The 11,495-nt window shown below is 68.6% G+C and carries 16 protein-coding genes; 5 read left to right on the top strand and 11 right to left on the bottom strand.

Annotation, left to right across the window (positions count from 1 at the left end):
- Together ENSA7_RS28230 and ENSA7_RS28225 are read right to left on the bottom strand one after the other, a co-directional pair.
- The coding region (locus ENSA7_RS28230) for a GNAT family N-acetyltransferase (protein ID WP_146158226.1) at window positions 1–377 on the bottom strand (377 nt) is incomplete at its 3' end.
- Between the two features lie 110 nt (window positions 378–487).
- Entirely contained in the window at window positions 488–1,333 is an 846-nt protein-coding gene (locus ENSA7_RS28225) for a ketopantoate reductase family protein (RefSeq protein ID WP_106092477.1), read from the bottom strand.
- A gap of 97 nt (window positions 1,334–1,430) precedes the next feature.
- On the opposite strand from ENSA7_RS28225, the gene ENSA7_RS28220 reads away from it, so the two are divergent.
- Window positions 1,431–2,285, top strand: a complete 855-nt coding sequence (locus tag ENSA7_RS28220) for a LysR family transcriptional regulator (protein ID WP_106092476.1) — start codon at window positions 1,431–1,433, stop codon at window positions 2,283–2,285.
- A 105-nt stretch (window positions 2,286–2,390) separates the two neighbouring features.
- Here ENSA7_RS28220 and ENSA7_RS28215 read toward each other — a convergent pair whose 3' ends face one another.
- The 3 genes from ENSA7_RS28215 to ENSA7_RS28210 are packed head-to-tail and all read right to left on the bottom strand — an operon-like array spanning window position 2,391 to window position 3,343.
- On the bottom strand, window positions 2,391–2,786 hold the full coding sequence (locus ENSA7_RS28215) for a hypothetical protein (protein ID WP_106092475.1): 396 nt from the start codon (window positions 2,784–2,786) through the stop codon (window positions 2,391–2,393).
- Window positions 2,787–2,820: 34 nt separating this feature from the next.
- Entirely contained in the window at window positions 2,821–2,976 is a 156-nt protein-coding gene (locus ENSA7_RS42570) for a transposase (protein ID WP_146158225.1), read from the bottom strand.
- 22 nt (window positions 2,977–2,998) lie between these two features.
- Window positions 2,999–3,343, bottom strand: coding sequence for a winged helix-turn-helix transcriptional regulator (locus ENSA7_RS28210; RefSeq protein WP_106092474.1), 345 nt, complete (start codon window positions 3,341–3,343; stop codon window positions 2,999–3,001).
- 86 nt (window positions 3,344–3,429) lie between these two features.
- Here ENSA7_RS28210 and ENSA7_RS28205 point away from each other — a divergent pair, with 86 nt between their 5' ends.
- The gene (locus ENSA7_RS28205; RefSeq protein ID WP_106092473.1) at window positions 3,430–4,179 is read left to right on the top strand and encodes an SDR family NAD(P)-dependent oxidoreductase; all 750 of its coding nucleotides are present in this window, start codon (window positions 3,430–3,432) and stop codon (window positions 4,177–4,179) included.
- Window positions 4,180–4,404: 225 nt separating this feature from the next.
- Here the strand turns inward: ENSA7_RS28205 and ENSA7_RS28200 are convergent, their stop codons facing one another.
- Entirely contained in the window at window positions 4,405–5,424 is a 1,020-nt protein-coding gene (locus ENSA7_RS28200; protein WP_106092472.1) for an SDR family oxidoreductase, read from the bottom strand.
- A complete protein-coding gene (locus tag ENSA7_RS28195) occupies window positions 5,421–6,002 on the bottom strand; it encodes a TetR/AcrR family transcriptional regulator (RefSeq protein ID WP_106092471.1) in 582 nt (193 codons plus the stop codon). The genes ENSA7_RS28200 and ENSA7_RS28195 overlap by 4 nt, the downstream gene beginning before the upstream one ends.
- A 244-nt stretch (window positions 6,003–6,246) precedes the next feature.
- Here ENSA7_RS28195 and ENSA7_RS28190 point away from each other — a divergent pair, with 244 nt between their 5' ends.
- Together ENSA7_RS28190 and ENSA7_RS28185 are read left to right on the top strand one after the other, a co-directional pair.
- On the top strand, window positions 6,247–6,555 hold the full coding sequence (locus tag ENSA7_RS28190) for a hypothetical protein (RefSeq protein ID WP_146158224.1): 309 nt from the start codon (window positions 6,247–6,249) through the stop codon (window positions 6,553–6,555).
- A gap of 38 nt (window positions 6,556–6,593) precedes the next feature.
- Window positions 6,594–6,944, top strand: a complete 351-nt coding sequence (locus ENSA7_RS28185; protein WP_181234197.1) for a hypothetical protein — start codon at window positions 6,594–6,596, stop codon at window positions 6,942–6,944.
- A 625-nt stretch (window positions 6,945–7,569) separates the two neighbouring features.
- On the opposite strand, the gene ENSA7_RS28175 is transcribed toward ENSA7_RS28185, so the two are convergent.
- From ENSA7_RS28175 to ENSA7_RS28160, 4 genes are all read right to left on the bottom strand, one after another.
- Window positions 7,570–8,082 (bottom strand): phospholipase D-like domain-containing protein, encoded by a 513-nt coding sequence (locus ENSA7_RS28175; protein WP_244923933.1) that lies wholly within the window; start codon window positions 8,080–8,082, stop codon window positions 7,570–7,572.
- 164 nt (window positions 8,083–8,246) lie between these two features.
- Window positions 8,247–8,426, bottom strand: coding sequence for a hypothetical protein (locus ENSA7_RS28170; protein ID WP_106092466.1), 180 nt, complete (start codon window positions 8,424–8,426; stop codon window positions 8,247–8,249).
- Window positions 8,427–8,687: 261 nt separating this feature from the next.
- Window positions 8,688–9,377, bottom strand: coding sequence for a Rossmann-fold NAD(P)-binding domain-containing protein (locus tag ENSA7_RS28165; protein ID WP_106092465.1), 690 nt, complete (start codon window positions 9,375–9,377; stop codon window positions 8,688–8,690).
- The gene (locus ENSA7_RS28160) at window positions 9,374–10,315 is read right to left on the bottom strand and encodes an oxidoreductase (RefSeq protein WP_106092464.1); all 942 of its coding nucleotides are present in this window, start codon (window positions 10,313–10,315) and stop codon (window positions 9,374–9,376) included. The genes ENSA7_RS28165 and ENSA7_RS28160 overlap by 4 nt, the downstream gene beginning before the upstream one ends.
- 150 nt (window positions 10,316–10,465) lie before the next feature.
- Here ENSA7_RS28160 and ENSA7_RS28155 point away from each other — a divergent pair, with 150 nt between their 5' ends.
- Window positions 10,466–11,197 (top strand): TetR/AcrR family transcriptional regulator, encoded by a 732-nt coding sequence (locus ENSA7_RS28155; RefSeq protein ID WP_106092463.1) that lies wholly within the window; start codon window positions 10,466–10,468, stop codon window positions 11,195–11,197.
- The last annotated feature ends 298 nt before the right edge of the window (window positions 11,198–11,495 follow it).

The following is an 11,495-nucleotide window of genomic DNA, read 5'->3' as shown; positions in this document are numbered from 1 at the left end:
CTCGGGTTCACGGAGCTGGGCAAGTTCGGGGGCGATGTCGCGCCGAACCGGTCCTGTCCGGCAGCTGACCCGTCCGCGATGCGCCTCGCCGGCCGCCGAGCACACCAAGCGCGGGGTGGCGCGATGTTCACGCATCCCGCGACCCCGCATCGGATGTCCTTTCCGCCTAGGACACGCCGGGAGGCAATGTTCTCGCGGGCCACTCCGGCGAGAAGTCGAGCTGGTGGGCGGCGCTCGTCCCACTGGGCGGTGAAACCACGGAGGAGCTCGCTTGTGTAGCCTGTACCCCAGGCGTGCTCGGCGAGCACGTAGCCGACGCGCACCTCGAGGAGGTGCCAGAACCGGCGCTGTTGTTGGGGGAGGCTTGCGAAGAACATGAAGAAGCCGACGGGGGATGCGGAGTCGATTGCTTCGGGAGGGCGACGCGCTGCACCTCGAGATGCAAGAAGGCCCCTGTGACGACTCGGCGCCAAACTGGTTCGGCGCGTCAAGGCCGAATCGTCTGCAGCGCGAGCGCCCGGCCTGGGGCCGCGGCGCAGATCATGTCGATCAGCATTCGTGCCTCCGCCGGGCCGAGCGCGCCGAGGTCACGCAGGACGGCGGTGCGGCTCATGATCCACAGCAACAGCGTTGTCACGATGCGCGGCGTTCGGCTGAGGACGGCGACTTCGAATGGTTCGATGCGATGCCCGAGGCTCCGCACGATCTCGAACGCCGCTGCCAAGGCCGCCGCGTAGCGACGCCCTTCCATCCAGCTGATACCGGCGCCGCGCTGCGCGACGACAACCCCGATCGACATCAGCGGGATCACCAACGCCGCGTGCGAGCGGAGCCACGCGTGCATGTCGGCGCTGACGAGGGTGGGGATCCCCGCGGCGCCAAACACCGTCGCCCACGCCGGATCGCCGGTCGTCGTGCCCCGCAAGATACGCCTGCGCAGCTGGCCGTCGATCAGCTGCGCAAAGACGCCCCCTGGAAACCCAAACACGAAGCGCTCGGGTCCAACCGCCTCGCGCAGACGATCGAGTGGCTCGAAGGTGTTGAACATGAACATGACCCGCTTGGCCGCGCTCTCACGCAACACCCCCAGCACGGCGTCGACCTGGGGTGCGAGCACCGTGACCAGCACGAGGTCGTAGGCGACGCTCGGGTCGAGCTCGGCCTGAACCGTCACCCCAGCTCGTTGTCCATTCTCCAGCACCACGGCGCCGTCCGCTCGCAGCTGCCGCAGATGGTTGCCACGCGCGATCGCGGTGACCTCGTGGCCGGCGGTCGCCAGCTGATATGCAAAGGTGCTCCCGATCGCCCCGGCGCCCAGTACTGCGATGTTCATGCGACGAGTATAGTGATCTGCGAACAACTGGGCTTTGCACAGCGGCCGAACTGTTTTGCGTTGCTGCAAATCGCAAATTTGCTAGATTCGCCCGGCCGTGAATTGGGACGACTGCCGAATCTTGCTCGAGGTTGATCGCTGCGGGAGCTTCCTCGCGGCAGGGCGGCGGCTCGGCATGTCGGCCTCGACCGTGATGCGCCGGATCTCCACGCTCGAGCGGGAGCTTGGACGGTCCGTCGTGCATCGCACGAGCCACGGCGTGCAGATCGAAGCTGAGGCCCACGCGCTGGTGGAGATCGCCGCCGGCTTCGAACAATCCCTCAGCGCGCACGAGCGCGAGCGAGCTGCTGCGATCCGGCTCTCGGTCCCCGATGGGTTTGGCCGACTCGCCGCCGAAGCGGCGCGCCGCTGCTGGCAGCAGGACCCCACCACCAGCGTCGAGGTCTCGGTCGATTCGACCCTTGTCGATCTCGCGGAGCGCCACGCTGACATTGGGCTGCGCGGGGGCCGATCAACCTCGCGTGTGCTCGTTCAAAAGCGCGTCGGCGAGATCTCGCCGGCCCTGTTTGCGTCCGCCTCCTATATCGCCAGGCATGTACCAAGTCGGACGCTGACCCGCGCCGAATACCCCAATCAACATTTCATTGGCGACCAACATGCTGGGCGTGAGCTCGGACCGTTGCAGTGGCTCGTCGCTCGGGGGGCGACAGTGTTCCCATTTCGCGCGAACACGATCGAGGCGCGGCTCGAGGCAGCACGAGCCGGCATGGGGATCGTCATGTATGCGGCCGGCGTCGCCCCGGCGGGGCTCGAAGAGCTGGTGCTCGATGCCGCGGCGCCGTCAGTCCCCTTTTATGTGGTGATGCACCAGGACCTCAAGCGAGTGCCACGCATGCGTGCGATGGCCACGGCCTTGACCCAGCTGTTTTCCGAGCACGCCGAGGCATTGTGATGCCCAACACCCAACCCCAACGCGTCGCGTGTCGAGCCGGCCCGCGCGCGGCACCGGACCGCCAGCTGCACGGACACCAGCGTCGCGACGAGCACCATGCCGCCCTCAACAGCTCGCTTCGCAAGGTTCGGCGCACGAGCCCCCAATCACGACCCGCGCGTGGGTCGAGGTGGCTGCCGGTCGAGCGGCGAGATCGAGTTCGAGCTGGCCAGCCACAGCCGGCCGCCGACGCGGTGGCGGCCGAGGGCCGAGGCCGACGTTGGCGAGCACCCGCGCGATGCCGTCTCGCGAGTCGGCGATTTCGACCAGGCGCATGCGCCCGCCGCAGCGCGAGCAGGTCATGACGTCGACCGCAAACACCCGCGCGAGCAACCATGCCCAGGGGTGCCTCGACGCAGGTTTGAGCTCGACCTCGAGCTCGACCGGCGTCGCCTCGCCGTCAATATGCGAGCCGGAGCTGGAGCGGCTCGGGTTGCTCGGGTGCAACACCCGGGACGACATCGCTTCGAGACTCGGCTGAAATGCGGCGCCGGGATCAGTGCGCCCAATCGCGCAACGAAGTCGAGCGGGTCGAGCACGACAGCGTGCCGTCACGGACGTAGACGCCGTCGAGGACGAGGCAATGGAAGTGAACGTCGAGGCGGAGCGAGGAGTCGGGCGCGCCGACGCCATAGTGGTCACTCGAGACCATGGTCGCAGAGTGTAGCGGGCTTTCAGACCGAGGACGCGATCATCTCTTGGTGCTGCTCGCCCCACTCGCACAACGGGACTAGCGTCTCGGCCAGGCTCCTGCCGAGCGGCGTCAGAGCATAGTCGACGCGCGGCGGAATCTCGTTGTGGTCAGTCCGCGAGACGACACCGTGCGACTCGAGATCCTTGAGCTGCTGGCTCAGCATCTTGTCGCTCACCCCCGTCACGCAGCGCTTGAGCTCACCGTAGCGCTTCGACTCCGAGTAGAGGAAGTGGAGGATCAAGGGCTTCCACTTGCCGCCGACGACCCGCAGCGCGGCGTCGAGGCCACAGATGAAGCCGAGCTGTTGCGTGCGTGACTCAGCCATTTGGGGAGGTACTAACCAAAAGGTGCATACTTGTGAAGTAGAAAACATTCCATAGGCTCGAAGTAACCCCATCGGGAGTACACCGCATGAGCAAACTTCGAGGAAAAACAGCTGTCATCACTGGCGGCGCCACCGGGATCGGCCTGGCCACGGCCAAGCGCTTCATCGCCGACGGCGCCTTCGTCTACATCATGGGTCGGCGACAGGACGCCCTCGACGCCGCCCTGTCCGAGCTCGGCGTCGACGCCCGCGCCGTCCAGGGCGACGTCACCAAGGCCGAGGATCTCGACCGCCTCTTCGAGACCGTCCGGGCCGAGCGCGGCCGCGTCGACGTCCTGTTCGCCAACGCCGGCATCGGCATCCCGGCGCCCCTCGGCCAGATCACGCCCGAGCAGTTCAGCCAGACCTTCGACGTCAACGTCAGGGGCACGCTGTTCACCGTGCAAAAGGCCCTGCCCCTAATGCAGGATGGCGGCTCGATCATCCTCACCGGATCGACCACCGGCGTCATGGGCACGCCGGGTTTGAGCATCTACAGCGCCACGAAGGCCGCCATCCGCAACTTCGCTCGAAGCTGGGCCCACGACCTCGTGGGCACGGGCATCCGCGTCAACGTCCTCTCGCCCGGCCCAACCAAGACCCCCGGCCTCGATAGCCTGGCCGACACCGACGAGATGCGACAGGCGATCTTCGACAGCCTGATCGCCGCGACACCCGTCGGTCGCATGGCCGACCCGGCAGAGACCGCCGCGGCCGCGGCCTTCCTCGCCTCCGAGGACAGCAGCTTCATGACCGGCAGCGAGGTCTTCGTCGACGGCGGCTACGCGCAAGTCTGAGGGTCGGCCCTCGTCGTCGACGGTGTCCGCCCCGGGTCGCTGACCCGGGGCGCGGCGGCGTCGTCGACGAGAGCTTGGGCTACGCGACCCCGAGCTCGTCAACATCGACCTCGGCGCGCTCCCGGGCGAGCTCTCGGTCCGGGGCCGGACGCCGACGATCGTGCTGTCGAGCTCACCGACGATCGAGTCCTTTGGCCCGCTTCGACGTGGCGCGCCGCCGCGTGATCACGGCGCGAGCCCGAGGCGCAGCAAGCTCGCGCCGGTGGCTTCGATCACGGCTTCGTTCGCCCGCGGTGTCCACTCGAGTTGGCGGCGAGCCTTGGCGTTGGACGCACGACGCAGCTCGCCGAGCGAAGCCGCGATCGGGCGGAGCTCACGGTTGAACAAGCTGGCGACCCGCACCACCCAGTCGGGGAGCTCGCGGGTCGGCGCCTCGCTGGCCGCTTCCCCCAGGCGTTCGCGCAAGATGGTGGCGACGTCGAGCATCGAGAGGCTGTCGCCGGCGACGGCGATGAAGCGCTCGCCCGCGGCTTCGGCGGAGACCATGGCGCGCAGGTGGAGGTCGACGACGTCGCGCACGTCGACCACGCCGAAGTAGACCCGCGGGCAGGCAGGGAGCTTGCCCGAGAGCATCCGCTCCACGATCGCGATCGAGCTCGAGTAGTCGCGGCCGAGCACGGGTCCGAAGATCCCCACGGGGTTGATCACGCTCAGCTCGAGCCCGCCGCCCTCCTCCTCGATGAAGCGCCACGCGGCCTGCTCGGCGGCGATCTTCGAGCGGATGTAGGGCGGGAGATCGGCGCTCGTGTCGGACCAGTCTGCCTCCGTGAAGGGCTCGTCGCGTGGCGGATGCCCGTAGCCCACCGCCGCAAACGACGACGTCAAGACCACGCGCTCGACCCCGGCGTCGCGGGCCGCGCGGAGGACCCGCAGCGTGCCGTCGCGCGCCGGAACGATGAGCTCGTTGGCGTCCTTGGGCTGCGCAGCGGGAAAGGGAGAGGCGACGTGGAGCACGTAGTCGCAGCCGCCGACGGCCTCGGCCCAACCCTCGTCGCCGAGCAGATCGGCCGCGACGATCGTGACATCGTCCGGGGAGCACCCCGCTTCACCGAGGCGCTCGCGCAAGGCCGCCGCGCGCTCGGGCCGGCGGACCGTGCTCCGAACGCTGTGGCCGTCCACGATGAGTCGCAGGATCGCGTGGCTGCCGACGAAGCCGCTGCCACCGGTGACGAGCACGCGGCTCATCGACGCCTCGCCTTGGTCGCCTTCTTGGCTGGCGGGAAGCAGGCGTGGACGCAGCGTGTCAGCGTCTGCTCGAACGCTGCCCTCGAGGCGTGGCCCTCCTTCCAGGTCAGACCAAACTGGAACAACACACTCGCGAGCTCATCCGGCGTGCAGGTGTGACGGGCCATCTCGTCCGATCCCGCGAGCGCCTTCGAGAGCCGCTCGAGCACCTCGTTCTTCACGCCGTCGACGCGGGAGGTCACCGGGCTCGTCCGCTCGATGACCTCGAGCGAGTCGGGCCTGAAGTGCTCGAGGTGGCGCCCGAACCACGCGTCGAGGGCGGTGACGAGCCGCTCTTGCAGCGGGACGCTGGCTTGCTCGAGGGCCTCCGCGACCTGGCGAAGGCCCTCGTCGAAGTAGCGCGCCATCGCCTCCGCGATCAGCTGTTCCTTCGAATCGAAGTGCAGGTAGAGACCCTGCTTCGAGATCCCTGCGGCCTTGGCCAGGTCCGCCACCGAGGTCTTGCCGACGCCGAAGTGACCGACGACGGGTACGGTGGCGGCGAGGATCGCGTCGCGCCTGTTCGAGCTCGAGCCCATGCCGGCAACTTGACCGATTTGATCATGTCAGTCAAGTCGGTCTAGGTGCTTGCCAGCTCCCTGCGGTTAGACCAGATGAAGCAAGGTTCGGGGAGGCGCGACGAGCTCTCAGCGCTTCGGACACATCGACGGCTCAGTCGATCGATCGGTCCCAACAACGCGATCGTTGCCCTTCGAGCTGCCGCCATGGACCGGACCCGCGACCCGCGGGCGAGCGACGATTCACCCCGTCGAAGATGGCTACTTGATCGGGTTTGATGCTGGTGAGTGGGGTGGCTCGCTCTGGTGGTATTCAGGCGACGGCGCGCAGCGTCGCCGCCTGAGCGCCAACCCGGTCGTCGGCTTGTTCGAACACGGCGATACGGTCTGGGCGCTCGGTGAGTCGGCACAATCACCCCGTCGAGGGCAGGTACTGGTGCTGGAGAAGGACGAGGGCGAAGCCTGGCAGCCGCACCTCGGGCCGCAAGTGCTGCGCGGTGTTGCTGCGGCCGCGCGAGATGGCGAGACCCTGCTCGTGGCCTCGCTCCATGCTGTGGAGGAGATTCGATGGTGAGGTCGAATTCCACCACGCCCTGCCCTCGCTCTGGCGGCTTGGCTGCGTCTTGCTCGAGCACGCAGGCGCGGCCCGAGGTCGTGCCAGGCCCCGAACCCAAGCGCGCTGAGCCGACGCAGATCCCGTTGTCGCTCGCGGGCGATCCGACCGCGCTCGAGGGACTCGCCAAGCAACCCTCTCGACATCCATGGGCGTGGCTGCTCTCGCGGGTGTTCGCGGTCGACATCATGACCTGCCCCCGCTGCCGCGGTGCGATGCGCTTGGTGAAGATCGCCAACAGGCCCGACGACATCGCACGGGCGCTCGCCGATCTGGGCCTCGGTGCCCGTCCGCCTCCGCGGCAAAGGCCAGCCCCAGCTGGCCAGCTCGAGTTCGACTTCGCGGCGTGACCGACCCGACTCTGAACGGGCCGTGATGGTCGAGCCGTGCCTCGGGTTCACGGAGCTGGGCAAGTTCGGGGGCGATGTCGCGCCGAACCGGTCCTGTCCGGCAGCTGACCCGTCCGCGATGCGCCTCGCCGGCCGCCGAGCACACCAAGCGCGGGGTGGCGCGATGTTCACGCATCCCGCGACCCCGCATCGGATGTCCTTTCCGCAGGTGCACATCATCCCGCTCGTGAACCAAGCCCAAGCCGAAGCCCAAGTTCGCATCGAACACCAAGCTCCAACCGGGTGGAAGACGAACGCGCAGGCCTTCGTGGACGGTCTCGAGCACCCCGCTACGAACACGCCATCCAGGCCCATCTGCGTCGGGGTAGGTGCTCGCCAGCGCGTCCTCGCCGGCTGCCGTGGCCTCGTCGTTGGGTGCGGGGTTTGGTGTCGAGGCTGACGAGTGCAAGCAGCCCGCGACCACGAACGACGAGAACAAGCTCGCCAGTGCACGCCCGCGTATCTTGGATGTCGAACTCATCGAACGTCAGTCCAAGACTACCCACGCCGTCGCTATTCGACAAATCGTCTCGTTCAGTGCCGTGCATAACCCAGCACGAACTCAGGGCTCCCCACCAAAGGGCTCTCACCCCTCACTCCAAATCACCGCGCGAAGCTCCTCCCCCGGCACGACCGCCAGCTCGCCCTCCACGTCCTCCCAAACCGCCAGCAGCGACTGAACGAAGTGATGGTCCCGGATCAGCGCCCCGACCTCGAGGTTCCGATCCCGCGCCCGGTCCGAGAAGTTCGCCGACCCCACCAACGCGATCTCGCCATCCACCACAATGCACTTCGCGTGCATGCTGAACATCGCCCACCCCTTCGCGTTCCGCTCCGCCGAGGGCTTGTAGTAATAGATCTCGGGGATCACCGTGTCCCGTCCCCAGCAGGTCTTGCAGAACAGCTTTGCCACTCGCAGCGCGAGGGCATCCGCCGACTCCCCATCCTCGCGCTTCGTCTGCGAGCAATCGAGAACCACCCGCACGATCGGCACCGGCATGCCCTCAGCGAGCAGCCGCTGCGCGCGGTCGAACAGCGGATCAAACAGATCCGACGGCGGATAAGACATCCGATGCGGGGTCGCGGGATGCGTGAACATCGCGCCACACCGCGCTCGGCGTGCTCGTCGGCCGGCGAGGTGCATCTGGGACGGGCCAGCTGCCGGGCAGGACTCGTTTCGCCGTGATGTCGCCCCCGAAGTTGGCCGGCCCCGTGAGCCCGAGGCACGGCTCGACCATCACGACCTGTTCAGAGTCGGGTCGGTCACGCGGCGAAGTCGAGCTCGAGCTGGCCAGGTGGGGCTGGCCTTGGCCGCGGAGGCGGACGGGCACCAAGGCCAAGGTCGGCGAGCGCCCGCGCAATGTCGTCGGCCTTGTTGGCGATCTTCACCAAGCGCATCGCACCGTGGCAGCGCGGGCAGGTCATGAGGTCGACCGCGAACACCCTCTGCAGCAGCCCACCTGTCCGGGACCATCGACGGCGCGCTCGCGGCCATGGCCCGCGAGCGCGGACTCATGACCGAGGCCGGACGCCCGGGCAACCCGGCCGTGCTCGAGACCGCCGACGCCGCCTGGCTGCTGCGCGCGCTCGGGATCTTCGGGTCGCAGGGTTAGGACCCGCTCGAGTTATTTTGTGTTCGGGTCCTCAGGGCCAAATCACCATGAACTTCGCCAACCCCGCCACGCCCAGGCTCGCCAAGCCGTACTACCGACGTCGCTGGCTGGCCAGCTCGCGCATGGCCGGGTTCTCGAGCACGCCCTCGCGCCGCCCCTCGGCCTGGGCCTGCAGCATCGCCTGACCGACCTCGCGGGCGGTGATGCTCATCCCCTTCGACCAGCGCAGCAGCGGATGAAGGGCCCGCATCAGCCGCTCGCCGGTCCTCGGCTCGGGCCGCAGTCGCTCGGGGTGAATGTAGCCCGGCCGGTAGCAGATCAGCCCGCGCAGCCCGAGCTCGCCGAGGTCCGCCTCGGTCTGCGCCTTGACCCGCGACCACATCATCCGGCTGCCGGCCTTGGTCCCGGCCCCGGTGATGAAGTGGAAGGTGTGCTCGGGCGCGACCCGCTTTAGCAGCACGGCGGCGGCGATCGGGTAGTCGTGCATGATCACCCGGTAGCGATCCTCCTCGGGCACCTGCGACTGCGACACGCCCAAGGCGAACATGCAGGCGTCGACGCCCTCGACGTGGGCGCCGAGCTCGCGCGCGAGCACCTCGGGGTCGCCGAAGTCGGAGACGACGACCTCGCTGAGCTTGGCGTCCTCGCCGAGGCCGAGCGGGCGCCGGGTCGGGGCGACGATCTCCCGGACCTCGGGCGCGTCGAGGCAGGCGCGGACGATCCCCTGGCCCGCGCTCCCGGTCCCGCCGAAGACCACGACCTTCAGCTCGGACCCGTTCACGCGGCCGTCCGGGCGGCGCGGCCGAAGTCGTAGGTCACGCCCGTGCGCTGCTCCGAGACCTGCCACAGCCGGGCGGCCACGGCCTCGTCGCGCGCGCCCTTGCTCATGCCCACGCGCACCGGCGCGCCGCGCATCTGCATGAGGCCGCCGGGTCCGTAGTACTCGCCCGCGCGCACGTCCGGCGCGGTCGCGGCCCGCAAGCTCGGCAGCGCGCCCTCGCCAGGCTGCATGGCAAACAGCGGGTTGAGACGATCGAACAGGCTCGCGTGCTGTTGCAGGTTGGTGTGGGTCCAGCCCGGGTGTGCGGCCGCGACGGTCACGTCGGCCCCGAGCGCCTCGAGCTTGCGCCCGAGCTCGAGCGTGAACAGCAGGTTGGCCAGCTTGCTCTGGGAGTAGGCGCGCATCGGCTTGTAGCGCCGGGCCTCGAAGTCGAGGTCGTCGAAGTTCAGCTTGCCGCCGTAGTGGGCCCCGCTCGAGACGTTGACCACTCGCGCGCCGGGGGTCGCGAGGAGCAGGCCGAGCAGGCGCCCGGTGAGGGCGAAGTGGCCGAGGTGATTGACGCCGAGCTGCAGCTCGAAGCCCTGCTTGGTCGTGGAGTAGGGCGGGACCATCACCCCGGCGTTGTTGATCAGCAGATCGAGGCGGTCGAAGCGCTCGTGGACGGCCGCGGCGAAGCGCTCGACCTCGTCGAGGTCGGCGAGGTCGAGGCTCATGAATTCGACGCTCCCGCTCGGCGAAGCGCCGGAGATCTCCCCGCGGATGTCGGCGATCGCCTCGGCGGCCTTGGCCTCGCTGCGACACGCGAGGATCACCCGCGCGCCGCTTCGCGCAAGCTCGCGCGCCGTCTCCAGCCCGATGCCGCTGTTGGCTCCGGTGACGATCGCCAGCTTGCCTGTCTGATCGGGGATGTCGTTTCGGGTCCAGTGCTTGCTGCTCATGATGTTTGGTTCCTTTTGTGACTGCCGGTCTCTCGTTGATGACCCGACGGCTGTCTGTTTAATGACCGACGGTCATCTATTTGATGACTGACGGTTCCCTATTTAGCGACCGATGGTTTCTTGTCAAGGACAGCCTATACTTTCGCCGTCATGGGCGAACGGAGGCCACGCAAGCCATCAGCCGCGGCCGCGGGCGGGGCCGCCAAGCCATCGCGCGGCCAGCGCGGCTGGTCGCGGGCGCGCCGACCCGAGCAGAAAAGGCAGCGCCGGGCGACGATCCTCGAGGCGGCGATCGAGCTCCTCGACGAGGGCGGCCTCGAGGCGGCGAGCCTGTCGGAGATCGCCCGGCGCTCGAAGATCTCCAAGGCCAACCTCTATCGCTACTTCGAGAGCCGCGAGGCGATCCTGCTCGCGGTCAGCCTCGACGAGCTCGAGGCGTGGCTCGACGCCCTGACGACCCGCGTCGAGACCATCGCCGAGGGTCCAGTCGGATCGCGGCTCGAAGCGATCGCCGACGCCGTGGTCGAGACCCTGCTCGCGCGCCCGCGCGTCAGCGTGCTGGTCGCGTCGCTGTCCTCGGTGCTCGAGCACAACGTCGGGACCGCGGTCGTCATCGAGTTCAAGCGCTCGCTCCACGCCCTGACCGGGGCCCCGACCGAGGCCCTCGCCCGCGCCGCGCCCGGGCTCGGTGTCGACGGCGCGCGAACCTTCATGACCTTCGTGTTCGTGTCCGTCGCCGGCGTTCACCCCGTGGCCAACCCGGCGCCGGCCGTCGCCGAGGTCCTCGCCGATCCGGAGTTCGCCGAGATGTGCGTCGAGTTTGCCCCCTTCGTGCGCGCCCACGCCCTGACCGTGCTGCGCGGCCTGCTCGCGTCGCCCTGACCCGGGCCGCGATCGAGCCCGCGCCCGCGACCAGCCGAGATCCGCGCGGTAGACCATCAGCTGGGCGGCGACGAGCTCGACCGTGGCGAAGCGCAGGTCCTGCTGCTTGGCGCAGGTGGCGGGCCGACTCCTCGATCGAGCGGTCCGCGCGGTCGGCGATGCCCAGGCCGCACGAGACGCTGCTGTACCAGCTCATCGAGGAGCACTGGCCGACCTTCCTCGAGCGCGCCGAGCAGTCCGGCGGTTTGCCTGACTTCATCGTCGAGGAGTTCGAGGCCTACCTGCGCTGCGGCATGCT

The organism is Enhygromyxa salina, assembly GCF_002994635.1.
GTDB lineage: Bacteria > Myxococcota_A > Polyangia > Nannocystales > Nannocystaceae > Plesiocystis > Plesiocystis salina_B.
This window is presented reverse-complemented; position numbering and strand designations above follow the sequence as displayed.

Bases quoted from the DNA above. Each gene is read 5' to 3' on its own strand.
- ENSA7_RS28215 (WP_106092475.1), bottom strand. From the start codon at position 2,786: ATGTCGTCCCGGGTGTTGCACCCGAGCAACCCGAGCCGCTCCAGCTCC.
- ENSA7_RS28205 (WP_106092473.1), top strand. From the start codon at position 3,430: ATGAGCAAACTTCGAGGAAAAACAGCTGTCATCACTGGCGGCGCCACC.
- ENSA7_RS28210 (WP_106092474.1), bottom strand. From the start codon at position 3,343: ATGGCTGAGTCACGCACGCAACAGCTCGGCTTCATCTGTGGCCTCGAC.
- ENSA7_RS28200 (WP_106092472.1), bottom strand. From the start codon at position 5,424: ATGAGCCGCGTGCTCGTCACCGGTGGCAGCGGCTTCGTCGGCAGCCAC.
- ENSA7_RS28155 (WP_106092463.1), top strand. From the start codon at position 10,466: ATGGGCGAACGGAGGCCACGCAAGCCATCAGCCGCGGCCGCGGGCGGG.
- ENSA7_RS42570 (WP_146158225.1), bottom strand. From the start codon at position 2,976: ATGGTCTCGAGTGACCACTATGGCGTCGGCGCGCCCGACTCCTCGCTC.
- ENSA7_RS28225 (WP_106092477.1), bottom strand. From the start codon at position 1,333: ATGAACATCGCAGTACTGGGCGCCGGGGCGATCGGGAGCACCTTTGCA.
- ENSA7_RS28195 (WP_106092471.1), bottom strand. From the start codon at position 6,002: ATGGGCTCGAGCTCGAACAGGCGCGACGCGATCCTCGCCGCCACCGTA.
- ENSA7_RS28160 (WP_106092464.1), bottom strand. From the start codon at position 10,315: ATGAGCAGCAAGCACTGGACCCGAAACGACATCCCCGATCAGACAGGC.
- ENSA7_RS28175 (WP_244923933.1), bottom strand. From the start codon at position 8,082: ATGTTCACGCATCCCGCGACCCCGCATCGGATGTCTTATCCGCCGTCG.